The 17,102-nt window shown below is 66.2% G+C and carries 16 protein-coding genes and 1 pseudogene; 10 read left to right on the top strand and 7 right to left on the bottom strand.

Features of this window, described 5'->3' with window-relative positions:
- Positions 1–41: 41 nt before the first annotated feature.
- Positions 42–1,505, top strand: a complete 1,464-nt coding sequence (locus JWN03_RS05645) for a CCA tRNA nucleotidyltransferase (RefSeq protein ID WP_297610711.1) — start codon at positions 42–44, stop codon at positions 1,503–1,505.
- A gap of 34 nt (positions 1,506–1,539) precedes the next feature.
- On the opposite strand, the gene JWN03_RS05640 is transcribed toward JWN03_RS05645, so the two are convergent.
- Entirely contained in the window at positions 1,540–2,367 is an 828-nt protein-coding gene (locus JWN03_RS05640) for a hypothetical protein (RefSeq protein ID WP_297610708.1), read from the bottom strand.
- Positions 2,368–2,445: 78 nt separating this feature from the next.
- Here JWN03_RS05640 and JWN03_RS05635 point away from each other — a divergent pair, with 78 nt between their 5' ends.
- The 3 genes from JWN03_RS05635 (at position 2,446) to JWN03_RS05625 (ending at position 5,211) form a co-directional block, all read left to right on the top strand.
- On the top strand, positions 2,446–3,198 hold the full coding sequence (locus tag JWN03_RS05635) for a LamB/YcsF family protein (protein ID WP_297610705.1): 753 nt from the start codon (positions 2,446–2,448) through the stop codon (positions 3,196–3,198).
- Positions 3,199–3,488: 290 nt separating this feature from the next.
- Positions 3,489–4,220: a 5-oxoprolinase subunit B family protein gene (locus JWN03_RS05630; RefSeq protein ID WP_297610702.1), complete on the top strand. Its 732-nt coding sequence runs from the start codon at positions 3,489–3,491 to the stop codon at positions 4,218–4,220.
- A gap of 118 nt (positions 4,221–4,338) precedes the next feature.
- Positions 4,339–5,211 (top strand): biotin-dependent carboxyltransferase family protein, encoded by an 873-nt coding sequence (locus JWN03_RS05625; RefSeq protein ID WP_297610700.1) that lies wholly within the window; start codon positions 4,339–4,341, stop codon positions 5,209–5,211.
- On the opposite strand, the gene JWN03_RS05620 is transcribed toward JWN03_RS05625, so the two are convergent.
- The 3 genes from JWN03_RS05620 to JWN03_RS05610 form a co-directional block, all read right to left on the bottom strand.
- On the bottom strand, positions 5,189–6,784 hold the full coding sequence (locus tag JWN03_RS05620; RefSeq protein WP_297610698.1) for a DUF4185 domain-containing protein: 1,596 nt from the start codon (positions 6,782–6,784) through the stop codon (positions 5,189–5,191). The genes JWN03_RS05625 and JWN03_RS05620 overlap by 23 nt on opposite strands.
- A gap of 76 nt (positions 6,785–6,860) precedes the next feature.
- Positions 6,861–8,189 (bottom strand): MFS transporter, encoded by a 1,329-nt coding sequence (locus JWN03_RS05615; RefSeq protein ID WP_297611115.1) that lies wholly within the window; start codon positions 8,187–8,189, stop codon positions 6,861–6,863.
- Between the two features lie 95 nt (positions 8,190–8,284).
- Positions 8,285–8,755 carry an NUDIX hydrolase gene (locus tag JWN03_RS05610; protein ID WP_297610695.1) on the bottom strand — a complete coding sequence of 157 codons (471 nt, stop codon included), beginning with the start codon at positions 8,753–8,755 and terminating at the stop codon, positions 8,285–8,287.
- A gap of 226 nt (positions 8,756–8,981) precedes the next feature.
- On the opposite strand from JWN03_RS05610, the gene JWN03_RS05605 reads away from it, so the two are divergent.
- Entirely contained in the window at positions 8,982–9,761 is a 780-nt protein-coding gene (locus JWN03_RS05605; protein ID WP_297610692.1) for a pirin family protein, read from the top strand.
- Between the two features lie 116 nt (positions 9,762–9,877).
- Positions 9,878–10,387: a DUF4190 domain-containing protein gene (locus JWN03_RS05600; protein WP_297610690.1), complete on the top strand. Its 510-nt coding sequence runs from the start codon at positions 9,878–9,880 to the stop codon at positions 10,385–10,387.
- 36 nt (positions 10,388–10,423) lie between these two features.
- Here the strand turns inward: JWN03_RS05600 and JWN03_RS05595 are convergent, their stop codons facing one another.
- Positions 10,424–10,897 (bottom strand): hypothetical protein, encoded by a 474-nt coding sequence (locus JWN03_RS05595; RefSeq protein ID WP_297610687.1) that lies wholly within the window; start codon positions 10,895–10,897, stop codon positions 10,424–10,426.
- A gap of 89 nt (positions 10,898–10,986) precedes the next feature.
- On the opposite strand from JWN03_RS05595, the gene JWN03_RS05590 reads away from it, so the two are divergent.
- The 4 genes from JWN03_RS05590 to JWN03_RS05575 all read left to right on the top strand — a co-directional run bounded on the left by JWN03_RS05590 (position 10,987) and on the right by JWN03_RS05575 (position 14,924).
- On the top strand, positions 10,987–11,838 hold the full coding sequence (locus JWN03_RS05590) for a Scr1 family TA system antitoxin-like transcriptional regulator (protein WP_297610685.1): 852 nt from the start codon (positions 10,987–10,989) through the stop codon (positions 11,836–11,838).
- Positions 11,839–11,845: 7 nt separating this feature from the next.
- Positions 11,846–12,250: a DUF397 domain-containing protein gene (locus JWN03_RS05585; RefSeq protein ID WP_297610681.1), complete on the top strand. Its 405-nt coding sequence runs from the start codon at positions 11,846–11,848 to the stop codon at positions 12,248–12,250.
- A gap of 170 nt (positions 12,251–12,420) precedes the next feature.
- On the top strand, positions 12,421–14,403 hold the full coding sequence (locus JWN03_RS05580) for a M13 family metallopeptidase (protein ID WP_297610678.1): 1,983 nt from the start codon (positions 12,421–12,423) through the stop codon (positions 14,401–14,403).
- Positions 14,400–14,924, top strand: coding sequence for an AAA family ATPase (locus JWN03_RS05575; RefSeq protein ID WP_297610675.1), 525 nt, complete (start codon positions 14,400–14,402; stop codon positions 14,922–14,924). Before JWN03_RS05580 ends, JWN03_RS05575 begins: the two co-directional genes overlap by 4 nt.
- Here JWN03_RS05575 and JWN03_RS05570 read toward each other — a convergent pair.
- A pseudogene (locus JWN03_RS05570) lies at positions 14,820–15,901 on the bottom strand (DUF222 domain-containing protein). The gene JWN03_RS05575 and the pseudogene JWN03_RS05570 sit on opposite strands and share 105 nt — an antisense overlap.
- Positions 15,902–16,128: 227 nt before the next feature.
- The coding region (locus JWN03_RS05565; protein ID WP_297610672.1) for an ABC transporter ATP-binding protein at positions 16,129–17,102 on the bottom strand (974 nt) is incomplete at its 5' end.

Raw genomic sequence — 17,102 nt, 5'->3', positions numbered from 1 at the left:
GGGATAATAAGGACTTGCTTAGTCCACTAAGCTCGGATTTCGTGGTTTCGCCGAAGTCCGAGGAAGCAAGCAGCGTGGATCGTCGTACCCGATTGCTGGCCTCGGCGGCGATCACCGTGGGACGGCTGTCGGAGGTTCTGACCCCGCTGGGTGAGTTGTTCGCCCAGCACGGTCATGAGCTGTATCTGGTGGGTGGCACGGTGCGTGACGCCGTGCTGGGCCGGTTGGGGACCGATCTGGATTTCACCACCGATGCCCGGCCCGACGTGGTGCAGGAGTTGATGCGCGGCTGGGCCGACCACCTGTGGGATACCGGCGGGCTGGCGTTCGGCACGGTGAGTGCGTCCAAGTCCGGGCAGCAGCTGGAGATCACCACGTTCCGCGCCGACAACTACGACCGGGTCTCGCGCAATCCGGAGGTGACCTTCGGCGATACGCTCGAGGCCGATCTGGTGCGCCGTGATTTCCGGGTGAATGCCATGGCCGTGCGCATCGGCGAACTCGGTGAGCTGGAGTTCGTGGATCCGCTGAACGGTATGGCGGATCTGCTCGAGGGTGTGCTCGATACGCCTGCGCTGCCGCAGGATTCGTTCCAGGACGATCCGCTGCGCATGCTGCGGGGCGCCCGGTTCGTCTCGCAGCTGGGTTTCCGGCTGGCGCCGCGCGTGCGGGACGCCATTGTCGAGATGGCCCCGGAGATCGACCGCATCACCGCCGAGCGGGTGCACACCGAGCTGGACAAGCTGATCGGCGGCGATCATCCGACCGAGGGCATCGACATCATGGTCGAGACCGGTCTGGCGGAGCGGGTGCTGCCCGAACTGCCCGCCATGAAGCTGGAGATCGACGAGCACCACCAGCACAAGGACGTCTACGAGCATTCGCTGACCGTGCTGCGCCAGGCCATCGACCAGGAGCAGGGCGATCCGGACCTGGTGCTGCGCTGGGCCGCGCTGCTGCACGACATCGGCAAGCCGCCCACCAAGAAGAACGAGGCGGGCGGCGGCGTGAGCTTCCACCACCACGAGGTGGTGGGCGCGAAAATGGTGCGAAAGCGCATGCGCGCCTTGAAGTATCCGAAGCAGTTCACCGAGGATGTCGCGCGCCTGGTCTACCTGCACCTGCGCTTCCACGGTTACGGCAAGGGCCAGTGGACCGATTCGGCGGTGCGCCGCTACGTCACCGACGGCGCCGAACTGCTCCCCCGCCTGCACAAACTGGTTCGCGCCGACTGCACGACCCGCAACAAGCGCCGAGCCGCTCTGCTCCGCTCCACCTACGACGACCTGGAAGCCCGCATCGTCGTCCTCCAGGAGCAGGAGGATCTCGACCGTGTCCGCCCCGACCTGGACGGCAACGCCATCATGGAGTTGCTCGGCATCCAGCCCGGCCCCGACGTCGGCAAGGCCTGGAAGTTCCTCAAGGAACTCCGCCTGGACCGCGGCCCCCTCCCCCGTGAGGACGCCGAGGCGGCGCTGGTCGAATGGTGGCAGACGCAGTCCTGAACGCCCGGCTCGGCCGAAGGCCCTCGTTATGCGGTCAGAAGATGATCAGCGTGGTCCCGGCGACAATCGCCGACCGGATCTGTGCCAGGTCGAACGACCCCGTCAATCCGGGTAGGTCGGCGGCGAAGCAGACGTGCTCCCCCACCCGCTGCGTGCTGACGATCCGCGCCTTACTAGGCAAGTCCGACAGCGGAATCGGCTTCAGCATCGTCATCCGCCGCGGCGCGCGCATCCCACGCCAATGCGCGCTCTGCACGGCGATCGTCAGAACATTGTCGGTGATATCCGCATCGACGAGCGCGCGTACCCGCCTGCGCCGATGCCGCGCCAGAATGAGCCCGTCAGGCGCGGGCGACAATTCCCAGTCCCGCTGCCAGCTGTTCAACCATTCCAGCAGCGCCGCAAGGGAAATCACCCCGGTGACGTCGAGCTGCTGCGCCCGCAGTTTGGTCGGCACCCCCGGCACCAGCCGCACCCCGTGTGCGATGACGGTCAGTTCCTCGACCGGATGCTGATTCCAATAAAGCCCGGTGAGAACGGTTTTGGTCTGGAAATTCGCGCCGCGCCGCCGCACCTTGAGCGTGTGCAGCGTGGCCCGCAGATCGTGCCCGAGGAAGGTGGCGCTCACCTCCTGCCCGCCGAACTGGCTGAGAATGCCTTCGGACAGCAGTGTCATGAGCACATCGGGCATGAGCGCGGTGACGGTCCCGACCCCGAAGTCGGTGACAGGTTCGATCCAGGCGGTGGTAAAGCTCGCCCACTGATCGACCCAGGTCTGGTCGAACAGGCGTTTCCCCAGGTCCATGCCCAGGTCCACCGCCCGCAAAGGTGACCAGGCCTTCGGATCGAAATAGGTGGCCATGATTTTTCGAGCGTACTGGCCGGTGGTGACATCTCCGGATTCTCCGAAGTGACTCGAGTCACTTCTACAATCGGACCCATGACGGTGGACCTGAACAGCGATCTGGGCGAGGGTTTCGGCGCGTACCGCATGGGTGACGACGCCGCCATGCTCGAGGTGGTCACCAGCGCCAATATCGCGTGTGGCTTCCACGCCGGCGACCCGTCGATCATGCGCCGCACCTGTGCGCTCGCCGTCGAGGGGGGTGTCCGCATCGGCGCACACGTCGGCTACCGGGACCTTGCGGGTTTCGGCCGCCGCGCCCTCGCCGTCCCCGCCGCCGCGCTGCGCGACGAAACCCTCTACCAAATAGGCAGTCTCGACGCTTTCGCCCGCGCCGCCGGTGACCGGGTCCGCTATGTGAAACCGCACGGCGCGCTCTACCACGCCGCCGCCGTGGACCGTGCCCTGGCGGACGCGATCGTCGCGGCTATGCGCGAATTCGATTCCCGCCTGGCCCTATTGGGCCCGGCAGGCACCGAAATGGAGCAGGCCGCGCAAGCAGCCGGAACCCCCTTCTCCGGTGAGGGTTTCGCCGACCGCGCCTACACCCCCGACGGCCTGCTCGCCCCCCGCGGCCTCCCCGGCGCCGTCCTGCACGCGGACGAGGCAGTCGCCCAGGCCCTTTCGATTGCCCGCACCGGCAAGGCCCGCACCGTGGACGGCAGCACCGTGCCCGTCTCCGCCGCCAGCATCTGCGTCCACGGCGACTCCCCCGCCGCCGTAGAAATGGCCCGCCGCATCCGCGCTGCTTTCGACGAGGACGGCATTCCCTTGCAGGCCTTCGCATGAGAGGCCGGCCATGACCACTGCCGACCCGAACCAACTTGTTGCCTGCTACGCACGGGTCGACTTCTCGAGGACGGAAAAAGTCCGGTCCGTCGCATCCGCGCTGCTCGTGACGAAAGCGGCATTCCTTTGCAGGCCCTTGCGTGAGGGTCATGTGATGACTACTGCCGACCCCGACCGGTGGCCTGCTACATGCACGGCGACTGCTCGTCGTCATGGAGACGGCCCGCGCATTCGGGCTGCTGTGGACGCAGACGGTATTACAGTGGAGGACTTCGCGCGAGAGGCCCGTCATGACTGATTCGGAGTCCGTGTCGCTCTCCGGTGAGGTTCGCTCGGCGGGTGATTGTGCGCTGCTGGTGATTCCGCCACAGCACGGCATGATTGCGGAACTGGTGGTGGCCCTGCGCGCGCGGCCTGCGGGTGTGGTGGATGTGCTGCCCGCCGCGGCGACCGTACTGGTGACGCTGTCCTCTCCCGCCGCTGCGGAAGCGGTGCGGCAGCAGTTGAATTCGCTGCTGACACGCCTGGAATCCGAGGCGCGGGTGGCGGCGGGCGCGCGCCGGCTTCCCGGCTGGTTGCCGGATGCTGCGGATCGTCCGGACGATGCGGTGGGTGGTGATGGCTTCCGGGATGAACCTGTCGAGATTCCCGTCCGCTACGACGGTGCGGATCTGCCCGATGTCGCGCGCCTGCTGGGTCTGACTCCGGCCGAGGTGATCGCCGAGCACACCGGCATCGTATGGCGTTGCGCCTTCGTGGGATTCGCCCCCGGCTTCGGCTACCTCGAATCCCCCGACGGCCGCCTGACGGTCCCCCGCCGCACCCAGTCCCGCACCGCCATTCCGCGCGGTGCGGTCGCATTGGCGGGCGGCTATTCGGCGGTGTACCCGCGCCGCAGTCCCGGCGGCTGGCAGCTCATCGGCACGACGGACCTGTCGATGTGGGATGTAGATCGTGATCCGCCCGCGGTAGTCCGTGCCGGCGCCCGAGTGCAGTTCGTGGACGTCGAGGAGCGTGGATGAGGATGTGGATCGGCCTGTCTGTCTGCGAGTTTCGCCGGGACCCGGTGTCCATGTGTAGCGGCGTGCTGCTCCGTAGTGCACACCGGCGCTCGAATCCTGCTGGTAGTGGTGATCTTCCGTGATCCGGGTCGAGCGGGTCGGCCCGCTGGCGACCATCCAGGATCTGGGTCGTCCCGGCTGGTTCGATTCCGGTGTCGGTATCGCGGGCGCGGCGGATCGCGCCTCCCTGCGGTTGGCGAACCGACTGGTCGGAAATCCGGAGGGCGCAGCCGGAATCGAGGCATTGTTCGGTGGTCTGGAGTTGCTCGCGCAACGCCATCTCACGGTGGCGGTGACCGGTGCGTCCGCGCCGGCGACTGTGGACGGCCGTCCGATGGGTGCGGCGAGTGTGCTGGAAATCGAAGAGGGGCAGCGGCTTCGGCTGGGCTGGGCATTGTCGGGCCTGCGCAGCTACGTGGCAGTGCGCGGCGGCATCGACGTCCCACTCGTGCTCGGTTCGCGAAGCCGGGACACCCTGTCGGGTATCGGCCCCGAGCCCCTGCGGCCGGGAGATCAACTGCCCGTGGGCATCCCGCCACGTGTCCATCCGATCGTGGATGTGGCTCCGGTAGTGCCCCCGCGCGCGGGCCGGTTGACGATCCGGGTGCTGCCCGGCCCGCGTGACGACTGGTTCGCGAATGTGCCCGCACTGTTCGAAGGCGAATGGACCGTATCCTCCGATACCGACCGCGTGGGCACCCGCCTGGACCGCCGTACGGGTCCTGTCTTACAACGCGCCAATTCCGGCGAATTACCCACGGAGGGTATGGCTCTGGGTTCGATCCAGGTCCCGCCGAGCGGCCAGCCGGTGGTTTTCCTGGCCGATCATCCGATCACCGGCGGCTATCCGGTGATCGGCGTGGTGGTCGACGCCGATGTGGACGCGGTGGCACAGGCCCGGCCCGGTCAGGCGCTGCGCTTCCGCCGGATCACTTCAGTGACGCGTGCATGAGGTACACGTTGTAGCTGTTCCAGGCCGACATGGTGAAGTACAGATCCTTACCGGTCGACCACGGATGCATGAAGCCGCCGTACGCCGTCGGATAGTCGTCGATATCGATGAGCTTGACCGGATCCGTCCATGTCCCTTGCGGTTCCGCGGCGGTCCGCAGCACGATCTGATGCCGCTGCAGGTCCAGGTACACCATCTGCCACTGCCCGGTGTCCTGGTCGTAGCGCAGCGACAGTTCGCTGGCGGTGCCGGAAACAATTGGGGTGGCGAGCAATTCGTTGGCCCCGTCGGCGGCGACCCAGTTCCCGTCGACCCAGTACTGGTAGGCGGTCTTGTTCAGCACCTGCGTCGCGGGCACGCGGGCGAGGCCGATGACGCCCATGCGCCCGTTGGGTGTTCCGAACATGTAGACGTAGTCGCCGTGCGGCACCATGGTCGCGACCTGGAAGCGCCCGAGCCCGAACAGGTTGTCCCAGCGGGCCCATTGGGATTTGGTCCAGGTGCTGCCATTGTCGTCGGACCAGGCGATGCCGCCGTTGTTGGTCCACCACATGCCCGGGATCTTGCTCCACCGATTGACCGACATATAGGTCATGTACTGCCGGTCGCCGACGGCGAAGCCGGAGGTCGGAATGGTGGTGATCTCGAAGTTCTTGATCTTGCGGCTGTCCAGGATCTCGGCGGCGTGGCAGCGGCTGTCCTGGGCGAAATTATCGAGGATCAGCCCGCCTGCGAGATCGTGATTGCTGCTGTAGGCGATGGTGTTGCTGCGCCAGTCCTGGTCGCCGGTGCCCGCGCCGATGGGGCTCCAGCCCTTGCCGAAGGTGTCTCCGAAGACGACCGCCACCTGGCCGGGCTTGTTCTCCCAGATCAGGCCGAGGTCGGTGCCGTCCACCGACCAGCGGGTATCGGTGCGGTTGACCGAACCGTGCCCGGTGATCTGATTGACCAGCTGCACCGATTTCACATCGCGCGGGGTGACCGCCGCGGCCACGGGTGCGGCGGCGGGCGGCTGCACATCCACGGCCGGCGGGGCCTGCGGTTCGGGCGGTTCGCCACCCGGTACCGGAATCGGGATGGGTTCGGTGTCCGGCTGCAGTTCGATCTGTGGCGCCGGGCGCGGTCCGTCGCCGCCGGCGTTCGGAGTGGTCGGCGGTGCGCTGCTGGAGGCGTCGGGCCCGCCGGGGGTGGCGGGCTCACCGGTCGGATTGCCCTCCGGCGGTGTGGTTTCCGCCGGCTTGGGGCTGCTGCGAATATCCGGGCAGGGCGCGGCGCACGGATCCTCCGGCAGCGCGACCGGGTCGATCCGGGTTTTGTCCGGCTTGGGCCCGGGCACCGGCACCGTGGTGAGCTGCGGTACCGGCACCTGGATGCGAATGGTCGGATCGGGTTGCGGCTGTGCGGTATCCGGTTTGGACTCCCGCGCCAGTGGGTCGAATCCTGTTTCCCCGCAGATGTTCATGGGCGGCGGCGCCCATGGCTCCGTCGCACCGGCGGGCGCGGCGGGGAGCAGGATCGCACCCACGGTCAGCGCACCGGACAGGATCAGGACATCGGTCGGACGGAATCCCATGCGGTGTGTGTCTCCTCGTCCGGGCCGGGCGAGATCGAATGGCCCCCACCGTAACCCGCCGGGCCATGGCCCGAGCTCAGCGAAACCGGTTGTCGGCCGGTTGTGATCGAGCCGATATTAGCGCTATGGCGGCAATCCCACAGCAGTACACCCCGGCCGCGGCGATCACTACGGCCGGTGACCGGCCGTCCGCCGGAATCCACAGCGCGGTGCCCGCCAATGCCACCACATAGGTGATATTGAAGATTGTGTCCTGCAAGGCGAATACCTGCCCGCGGTGCAGATCGTCGATCTCGATCTGCATGGCCGCGTCGCCGGTGAGTTTGATGGTCTGCCCCGCGAGTCCGAGCAGGAACGCCGCCGCCAGCAGCAGCAGTTCGGCCCGCCGCTCATCCGTCCCGGTCGCGAGGGTGATGGGGGTGACCAGCGTGAGCTGCACGACAATGGCGGTGAGCAGCCCCGCCACGATCGTGCGCGCCCGCCCGAGCCGCGGAATGAGCACCGGCGCAACCACAGCTGCGACCAGCATGCCGGCCCCGGTCGCGGTGATGGCCGCACTGAATTTCGCAATGTGATGCCCGGTCCCCGCGCCGCGCCTGAGCACCAGCACCATCAGCAGCGTGTCGGCGCCGAACACCATGCGGTGCGCGCCGATGCCGATCATGGCCGTGGTGACTTCCCGCGACCGCCAGGCCGCGGTGGCCCCGGATCGCAAACCCGCCGCAATGGCCCGCAGCGAGCTCTCCCGGCTCGGTTCAGCACTGCCTGCGCCGGGATCGGGCCCGAGTGCGTGCCGCCGGAATCCGGCCGCGGCACACGCCCCGACGATCGATCCACAGGCACTGAGTGCGACCGCCACCGCGGACGCGAAGTCCCCCGCCCCGATCACCGTGATGAGCCCGAAGGCCACTCCCGCTCCGAGAATGGCGCAGCCGGAGGCGACCGTCGCGAGGATCGAGTTCATGGCCACGAGCCGCTGCTGTGCGAGCACCCGCGGCAGGGATGCCGACACGCCCGCCCCGACGAATCGCGACACCCCGACCACGGACAGCGCGAGCAGCAGGATCGGCGTATCCGGCATCCCGCTCAGCAGGCTGATCGCGGCGAGCGCGATGAGCACTCCGCGCAGCACATTGGCGATGAGCAGCACCGTGCGCCGATCCCAGCGGTCGAGCAGCGCCCCCGCGTACGGCCCGATGATCGAATACGGCAGCAGCAGCGCCGCGAATCCGCCCGCGATAGCCAGCGGATCCGTCTCCCGCTCGGGATTGAACAGAATCGCGCCGGACAGCGCCGCCTGGAACATGCCGTCGCCGAACTGCCCGCTGAGCCGCACGGCGCTCAGCCGGAGCACGCCCGGGCTCTCGCGCAGGGCGCCACGTGCGGACGCCAGCGCGGTGCGCACGCCCTTGCGCGGGGTGGCGGCAAGGCCGGGTGTGGCTGCGGGGCGCGGGGTCTCCGCCGGTGTGTTGTCTTGTGCGTGTCGAGTCTCGGGTTCGCTCACCTGGCGGGGTGCGTGGTGACGAGCGCGAAAACGGCGGCGCGCATATCGTCCGCCATGGGCAGGTTGTCCAGACTGTCGGCGTCGATCCACTGGAATTGATCGTGTTCACCGGGCGAGAGCAACACGTCCCCGGCTTCGGTCTCGACTACGAAGCTGTATTTCCGTACTCGGGATTTGGTGCGGGTGGCGTAGTCGAATCCGCCGAGTACGTCCGTGATGCGCTGGATACGCAGGCCTGTCTCCTCGAAGAGTTCTCGTTCGACGCATTCAGCGAAGCTCTCCCCGGATTCGACGCCGCCACCCGGGAGTTCGTACATGCCGCCGTGATAATCGTCCGCGACACGCCGCACGACCAGTAGTTTTCCATTCCGGAACACGGCCACGCCCACCACGAAGTGGGTGATCCCCTCGGCATTGGCCTGTTGTCGGAGTTCGCGTTCGATGCCCGCGAGTACGTCGGGTCGCATCCCCCTGGTCTCCCTCCGGTTTCGCTGCGGCACATCATGATACGGTCGCCGATCGAACCCCGTCGGCGGGGTGCTCGATATCTCGCATAAGCGAAGTGCCTGGTCGGTGGCGTGCAGAGCGGCGTTGCTCTCACGTTAGAATATTTACCGGGAGTTCAGGTTGGGTCACGGAATGTGCCTCTACTCTGGATTCCGATCGGTGCTCGCCGGTGAGAGGAGTTCGGCGGTGTCCACGCTCACGACACCACAGATCCATGTCCATCGTGGCGGTGACCGCATGAAAACGCGTGTGGCGTGGCTGGATTCGAAGCATTCGTTCTCGTTCGGGGAACATTACGATCCCGACAACACCCATCACGGCTTATTGCTCGTGAACAACGAAGACATCGTGCTGCCCGGTGAAGGATTCGAAACGCATCCGCATCGCGATATGGAGATCATCACCTGGGTACTGAGCGGCAGCCTGGTGCATCAGGATTCGCTCGGGCACAACGGGGTGATCTATCCCGGTCTGGCGCAGCGGATGAGTGCGGGTGCGGGCATCCTGCATTCGGAGAAGAACGATTCGTGGCGATTCAGCGCCGGCCCCGAGCATGACGAGCCGGTGCATTTCGTTCAGATGTGGGTGGTTCCGGACGAGCCCGGCCTGGATCCCGGCTATCAGCAGCTGGAGATCGACGACGAGCTGTCCGGCGGCTCGCTGGTGACGGTGGCCTCGGGCCTGCCGCGTTATCGCGATCGGACGGCCATCGGTATCGGCAGCAGTCATTCGGCGCTGCACGTGGCCCGGATGCCCGGTCCTGGCGAGGCGCCGGAGGTGCGGTTGCCGGAAGCCCCTTACCTGCACGTATTCATTGCGCGCGGTGAGGTCGAGGTGGAGGGTGTCGGCACCCTGTACGAGGGTGACGCGGTGCGGCTGGCACGCAGCGGTGGTCAGCGGGTGACCGCGAGCCTGCCGTCGGAAATTTTGGTGTGGGAGATGCACGCGCGTCTGGGCGGGCAATAGCATCTCCTGACAGACTAAATTCCGGCGAACCGGGCACGTTACGGCTCCGCCTCCCCGCGCCTTGCCGGTTCTCCTGTCGGCGATACCGGGAGCAGCACCGACGAAAGGGCCCGCCCATGTCGCAGTACCCGCCTCCGGGCAATAACCCGCCCCCCGGCAATTACGGCCAGTACCCCGGCCAGCCGCCCGGCGGTTATCCGCCGCCCGGTGGCCCGCAGTATTGGCAGGAGTCCCCGAAGAGCAAGGGCCTGGCGATCACCGCGCTGATCCTCGGCATTCTCGCGCTGCTCAGCTCGTGGACAGTGCTCGGCGGCATCGGGTTCGGCTTGTTCGCTCTCATTCTCGGCGTGATCGCCATGGTGAAGTCGCGCAATGGTTCCAGCGGCGGCGGTGGAATGGCCCTCACCGGTGTCATCCTCGGCCTACTCGGCCTCATCATCGCCATTGTGGTCGGGGTGATCGGCTGGAACTTCTTCAAGGACAACGGCGGCAGCGACTTCCTCACCTGCGTCAGGGATGCGAAGAACGACCAGTCCAAGATCGATCAGTGCCAGCAGGACTGGAATCAGAAGATCGAGGACAAGTACAGCGTCACGCTGACACCCGTTCCGGCTCCCACGAACTGATCGCGGCGGGGCTCGGTCCTGGAATCAGGCCCGTTCTCAGTGCTGGACGGGCCGGCACTCGCGGGTAGCGGCGACGACTTCCGCGAGCTCCGGCCGAAAGTCGCTGTCCGGCGGGCAAACCCAGGATCGGTAGCCGGTGTGCTCGTCCGTCGGTGACGGCAGCACGATGTGGCTACCGGGCAGCGCGACGGCCGCGCAGTCCCGGAACAGGTCCGAGAACAGGGCTATATCGAGGTAGGAGTCGTCGGTCGGCCCGGTCAGAAAGGTCCACCGCCCGGACCGCGGATGCCCGATGACAGGCCCGCAGCGGTGGCGGGCCCGCAGGTGGTCGCGCACCTGCGCGCCGAAGTCGGCAGGCATGGTGACGGCCCCGACCGAACCGATTTCGAGCATGATCCGGCCCAGCGCCGAATCGACGATCCCGTAGAGGCCGTGCTCCTTGCGGTAGCACCGGCAACGGGCCAGCGCCTCCTGGGTGGCGGTGTACGAGGACGGGTCCAGCGCGCTCATGGCGAACCTCCTGCTACCGACCCTATTCTCCCGCAATCGGTATGACAATAGTCACACGCCGGTGTGTTTCAGGCGTAGCATCAGCAGGCATGGCACCCGTCTCGCCCACCGTCGCTCGGTGGGAGCTGGTTCTCCGCCTACGGGAGCTGCGTGAGCAGCGCGGCTTCGATTCGGCGACCTTCGCCAAGCGGGTCGGCTTCACGCCGGCCAATTGGTCGCATGTGGAAAAGGGCCGCAGGGTCCTCACCGCCAGCACCATCGAACCGGTGCTGGCACTGCTCGAGGTGGACGGCGAAGAGCACGCGGAGTTGCTCGAACTGCTGGCCGCCAGCAAGGAACGCGGCTGGTGGGCAAAGGCTTCCGCGCTCATCGGCCCCGAGTTGCAGCGCTACTACGGTATGGAATTCGGTGCCGACAGCATCCGCAGTTACGACAGTCTCGTGGTCCCCGGCCTGCTGCAGATCGAGGAGTACACCCGGGCGCTCATCAGCGCCGATGTCATGATCCGTCCCGTGCAGGTGGAACAGCTTGTGGCCGTGCGCATGCGACGGCAGGAGCGGCTGCGCGACGCCGATCGCCTGGAGCTCACCGCCGTCATCGGCGAGGCCTCCCTGCTGCAGCAGATCGGCGGCCCGAAAGTCCTGCGCGGGCAACTCGAGCACCTGGCCATGCTGCTCGACGACCTGGATTCGCTGACGGTGCGGGTGATTCCGTTCGCCGCCCCGCGGGGCGCCATGCTCGGCGGCGCCAGTTTCCATCTGCTGGATTTCACTTCGGAATCGCTGCCCACCTTCGGCTGGGCCGAGAGTGCGGTTTTCGGTGGGCCGGTGGAGGATCCGGATCAGATTCGCGATCTGGGTTTCGCATTTGTGCGTGCACTCGACCAATCTCTCAGTCGTGCAGAATCTTTGGACATGATCAAGAGTTATTCGCAAGGGTAGGAGACACATGCGAGACGGTAAAATGCAGCCCATGTTAAATACCGCGCAGTTTCGGCCGGATTCGACCGACTGGTTCACCTCTACCCGAACCAATAATGGAAATCAGTGTGTAGAGGTCCGTTTCGATGGTGATGCGGTGCTCATCCGCGACAGCAAGTTCCGGCGAAACCCGGCGCATTGCGGCCGACCCGAGCCCGTGATCACCGTCACCGCCGCCGACTGGATGTCCTTCCTCGCCACCGTGCAGTCCCATCCCACCGACCCCTCCCCCCTCACCGCGCACCCGTCCCTCGACGGCGGCGCCATCCTCCGTCACGGTGAAATCTCCCTCGTCTACACCCCTGGAGAATGGGCCGCCTTCGTAGCCGGCGTCCGCGACGGCGAGTTCGACCGGATCGCGCTGAATGCGTGAATCCGGGTAACCCCCCGCCCCAAGTTCGTGGCCCGCCCGGTTCTGGACTGCGGCTCCATAGGCCTGTGCCTTGGAGCGGGGGAGCGAAGCGGAGGAGCGGAGGAGGGAAGAACCGGGTGACAGGGCCGCGAACCCGCCGGAGCGAAGCGGAGGCAATTAAACTCAGCATCGTGACTTCGCAGCTGAACAACTCCTCCGGTATCGACCTGACCTTCCGTAACGAGGGCGTGCGGGTGCAGGACGACCTGTTCGCGCACGTCAATGGCGAATGGCTGGATAAATACGACATACCGTCGGACAGGGCCGTGGACGGTGCGTTCCGCAAGCTCTACGACCAGGCGGAGCTGGACGTGCAGCAGATCATCCAGGAGGCGGCTGCCTCCGATGCCGCGCCCGGCAGCGAGGGCCGCAAGGTCGGCGACCTGTACAACAGCTATATGGACGAGGCCGCCATCGCGGCCGCCGGTCTGACCCCGATCGCGGACGAGCTGGCCGCAGTCGCCCAGGTCAGCGATCCTAGCGAATTCGCCGCCCTCATCGGCCGTCTGCAGCGCCACGGCGTCGGTGGCCCGATCGCCTTCTACGTCGACACCGACGACAAGGATTCGAACCGCTACCTGGTGCACACCAGCCAGTCCGGCATCGGCCTGCCGGACGAGTCGTACTACCACAAGGACGAGTACGCGGAGATCCGCGACAAGTACGTCGCGCACATCCGCCGCATGTTCGAGCTGGCCGGTGTGGACTACGACGCGCAGCGCGTCTTCGAGCTGGAGAAGAAGCTGGCCGCCGGGCACTGGGACGTGGTGCGCCGCCGCGACGCCGAAAAGAGCTACAACCTCACCACTTTCGACGCGCTCGCCGCCGAGCACCCCGAATTCGACTGGACCGCCTGGACTTCCGCCCTCGCCGAGGGCGTCGACCGTTCGGGTAGTGAACTCTTCGCCGAATTGGTGGTGCGCCAGCCGGACTACCTGCGCACCTTCGCGCAGGCCTGGGCGCTGGAGTCCCTGGAGGATTGGAAGGCGTGGGCGGCCTGGCGGGTGGTGAAGGCCCGCGCCTCCTACCTGACCGACGATCTGGTCGAAGCGAGCTTCGACTTCTACGGCCGCACCCTCACCGGCGCCCCGGAGAACCGTGAGCGCTGGAAGCGCGGCGTGTCCCTGGTGCAGGAACTGCTGGGCGAGGCCGTCGGCAAACTGTATGTGGAGCGCCACTTCCCGCCGGCCGCGAAGGCCCGCATGGTCGAACTGGTGGAGAATCTGCAGGAGGCGTACCGCCGCAATATCTCCGATCTGGAGTGGATGGGCGCCGACACCCGGCAGGCCGCACTCACCAAGCTGGAGAAGTTCACCCCGAAGATCGGCTACCCGGACGAGTGGCGCGACTACTCGGCGATCGTTGTCGACCCGGCCGATCTGGTGGGCAACTACCGCCAGGGTTACGCCGCGGAGAACGACCGCGACCTGGACAAGCTCGGCGGCCCGGTGGATCGCGCCGAATGGTTCATGACCCCGCAGACGGTCAATGCCTACTACAACCCCGGCATGAACGAAATCGTCTTCCCCGCAGCCATTCTGCAGCCCCCGTTCTTCGATATGAATGCGGACGATGCCGCCAATTACGGTGGTATCGGTGCGGTCATCGGCCACGAGATCGGTCACGGCTTCGACGATCAGGGTTCGAAGTACGACGGCGACGGCAATATGATCGACTGGTGGACCGAATCCGATCGCAGCGAATTCGGTAAGCGCACAAAGGCTCTCATCGATCAGTACAACCAGTTCTCCCCCAAGGACCTCTCCGATGATCACAAGGTCAACGGCGAGTTCACCATCGGCGAGAACATCGGCGACCTGGGCGGCCTGACCATTGCCCTGGAGGCGTACCGGATCTCCCTGGAGGACAAGGAAGCTCCCACCCTCGACGGTCTCACCGGTTTGCAGCGCGTCTTCTTCGGCTGGGCGCAGGTCTGGCGCACCAAGGCCCGCCAGGAGGAGGCCATCCGCCGCCTGGCCGTCGACCCGCACTCCCCGCCGGAGTTCCGCTGCAATGGCGTCGTCCGCAACCTCGACAGCTTCCACGAGGCCTTCGACGTGAAGCCGGGTGACGAGCTCTACCTGGATCCCGCAGAGCGCGTGAAGATCTGGTGACCGCAGCCGTCTACCTGATCACCGGCATCCAGGCCGCCGGGAAATCGACTGTCGCACAGGCGCTGGCGGAGCGACTGCCCCGCTCAGCGCATGTGCGCGGTGACGCCTTCCGCCGTTTTGTGGTGAACGGCCGCGAGGACATGCGCCCGGAGCCACCGGAGCAGGCGCTCGAACAGTTGCGCCTGCGCCACCGGCTGGCCGCGCAGACTGCCGACGCCTACGCCGCCGAGGGCTTCACCGCTGTCGTGCAGGACGTGGTGCTGGGCGATTTCCTGCCGTACTTCGTCGACCGGATCCGCACGCGCCCAAGGTATGTGGTGGTCCTGGCCCCGCGCCCCGACGCGGTCGCCGCGCGAGAAGCCGGCCGGGACAAGAAGGCGTACGGGCCGTTCACCGTCACGGACCTGGACACCGGACTACGCACCACCACGCCGCGCATCGGATTGTGGCTCGACAGTGCGGATCTCACCGTCGAACAGACGGTGGATGCAATCCTGGAGCAAGCACAGCCACTGCCCTAGAGGGGTACTTCCCGAATGGGGATTGTCGGCATGCGTCAGCGTCTCCCAGAGGCTGAACATGTCGGCGCCCTCCGGGCGGAGCTGCGCGGTAAGCCGTTCGGTCTCGGGCATAGCAGGGCCGAGGCGAAAGTGCAGGGCGTTGTAGGCGACCTCCGTGGTCGGCCCGAGCGACCGCTCGTAGTGGCCGGTGCCGCGTTCGACGTCCTCGAGGCGCAGGGTGATGATCGCCTCGATAGGCAACCCCCGGTGCGAGCCGAGCTTGGTGCGGTCGATCTCGAAACGCAGTGCCAGCAGCGCATCATGATTGCGTTGCGCGGCCGTGCGGGTGTCGCGTTCGGCGGCGGCGTGCAGTTTCTTCACATCGAGGGTGCGGTCGGCGACTTTCGGGCTGTGTGGGTCGTCGGGGTTGCACATGCCGGGGCGGGCGAACTTCGCGAACAACGGCTCCAGCACCTCCCGCGGCGGTGGGGTGATTCCCCGATCAACGGGGACATGCCATCGGCGCTTTTACGTCCGAGGGTGAGCCCGCGCATGCGCTCACGGTCTTTGTCCTGAGTGAGGGTGCCGTCCGGATCGATGTGCGCCAGGATGGTTTCCCCGAGGTCGAGGATCTTGTCCGGGCTCCCGGTGCGCGCGTAGGTGGTCAGCACGTCCTGCGCCAGGTCTTTCTGGCCCGGGTCGGCGGCGCAGGGGATGCGCTTGAGGATCTGCGCGATCCGGCGTACGTGATCAACCGAAATGTCCCCGTCGCGTTGGGCTTGCGCGACATACGCCAACTCCGGGTCCAGCTCCCCACCGGGGGCGGGTTGCGGGCTCAATTGCTTGGCGGCGTTCACCCGGGAGGCGGCATCGGCGTGGCTCAACCGCAGGGTTTGTTCCAGGAACTTGACCGGTGACGCTGATCCGGCGCGGGCGGGCAAAGAGCGGGTGCAGGTTTCGGTGACGAAGCGGTGCTTGACCGCTTCGAGCTTCCGCATACTCGTCTCGACGTCCCGCATCACCGCGATGAATTCGTCATCGAGCAACGGCAGGAGGGAGGCGTCCAGAAGGGACTCCACCGCCGTATCGAGTGCGTGTGCACTCGATACTATTGTGGTCTCTCCCCCCGGATTCATGCTTCTATTCTACCGCCGGAGAACAGACCCGGAAAGGCGAATACTGTTGTGATATAACAATATTCAGATTCTCGATTTGTTCCTATTCCTTACCAAACTCGAAGCTCGCTGACCGCATCGAAAAAGAACACCTCTTCTTGCTTGGGTGCAAGTCGCAACCTATCCCCCAGCGCAACCTGAAACCGTCGATCCACCCGAGCGACGATTCTCCCGGTGCGGCTGGACCATTCGTCATCCACGCCGTGCGAGTAGAGGAATGATTCCGACCCCAACTCCTCGAGCAGCTCCACTTCGACGGCCAGCGAATTCTCCGGATCCGTAGTCACTTCCCACGATTCCGGGCGAATCCCCACCACAACCTGATCGCCGGACACACTGTGTGGCACCGGAATCCGCAAATCGTTCAACTCGGCAGCCCCGTCCCGCACCGGTGCGGTGAGCAAATTCATCCCGGGCGACCCGATGAACCCGGCGACAAATGTATTCACCGGATCGTCGTAAAGCTCACGCGGAGCCGCGATCTGCTGCAACTTGCCATCCTTGAGCACCGCTACCCGATGGCCCATGGTCATTGCCTCGACCTGGTCATGGGTGACATATACCGTGGTCGTCCCGAGCCGCTTTTGCAGCGCCGCGATCTGCGATCGGGTGCTCACCCGCAGCTTGGCGTCCAGGTTGGACAGCGGTTCGTCGAACAGGAACAGCGACGGATCGCGTGCGATGGCGCGGCCCATGGCGACGCGCTGCCGTTGTCCGCCTGACAGCAGGGCCGGCTTGCGGTCCAGCAGGTGGGTGATCTGCAGGGTGGTGGCGACGCGGTCGACGATCTGTTTCTGTTCCGCTTTCGGTACCTTGCGGATGCCCAGGCCGAACGAAATGTTCTCGCGCACCGTCATGGTCGGATACAGGGCGTAGGACTGGAACACCATGGCGATGTCGCGCTCTTTTGGCGCTACATCATTGACGCAGCGGTCGCCGATCATGATCTGTCCTTCGGACACCGTTTCCAGCCCGGCAATCATGTTCAGCAGCGTCGATTTGCCGCAGCCCGAGCCGCCGACCA

This window comes from Nocardia sp., assembly GCF_025465275.1.
Classification (GTDB): Bacteria; Actinomycetota; Actinomycetes; order Mycobacteriales; family Mycobacteriaceae; genus Nocardia.
The sequence above is the reverse complement of the archived record's forward strand: the minus strand, read 5'-3'. Positions and strand labels throughout refer to the sequence as shown.

Bases quoted from the DNA above. Each gene is read 5' to 3' on its own strand.
- JWN03_RS05640 (WP_297610708.1), bottom strand. From the start codon at position 2,367: ATGGCCACCTATTTCGATCCGAAGGCCTGGTCACCTTTGCGGGCGGTG.
- JWN03_RS05635 (WP_297610705.1), top strand. From the start codon at position 2,446: ATGACGGTGGACCTGAACAGCGATCTGGGCGAGGGTTTCGGCGCGTAC.
- JWN03_RS05630 (WP_297610702.1), top strand. From the start codon at position 3,489: ATGACTGATTCGGAGTCCGTGTCGCTCTCCGGTGAGGTTCGCTCGGCG.
- JWN03_RS05620 (WP_297610698.1), bottom strand. From the start codon at position 6,784: ATGGGATTCCGTCCGACCGATGTCCTGATCCTGTCCGGTGCGCTGACC.
- JWN03_RS05610 (WP_297610695.1), bottom strand. From the start codon at position 8,755: ATGCGACCCGACGTACTCGCGGGCATCGAACGCGAACTCCGACAACAG.
- JWN03_RS05600 (WP_297610690.1), top strand. From the start codon at position 9,878: ATGTCGCAGTACCCGCCTCCGGGCAATAACCCGCCCCCCGGCAATTAC.
- JWN03_RS05595 (WP_297610687.1), bottom strand. From the start codon at position 10,897: ATGAGCGCGCTGGACCCGTCCTCGTACACCGCCACCCAGGAGGCGCTG.
- JWN03_RS05590 (WP_297610685.1), top strand. From the start codon at position 10,987: ATGGCACCCGTCTCGCCCACCGTCGCTCGGTGGGAGCTGGTTCTCCGC.
- JWN03_RS05585 (WP_297610681.1), top strand. From the start codon at position 11,846: ATGCGAGACGGTAAAATGCAGCCCATGTTAAATACCGCGCAGTTTCGG.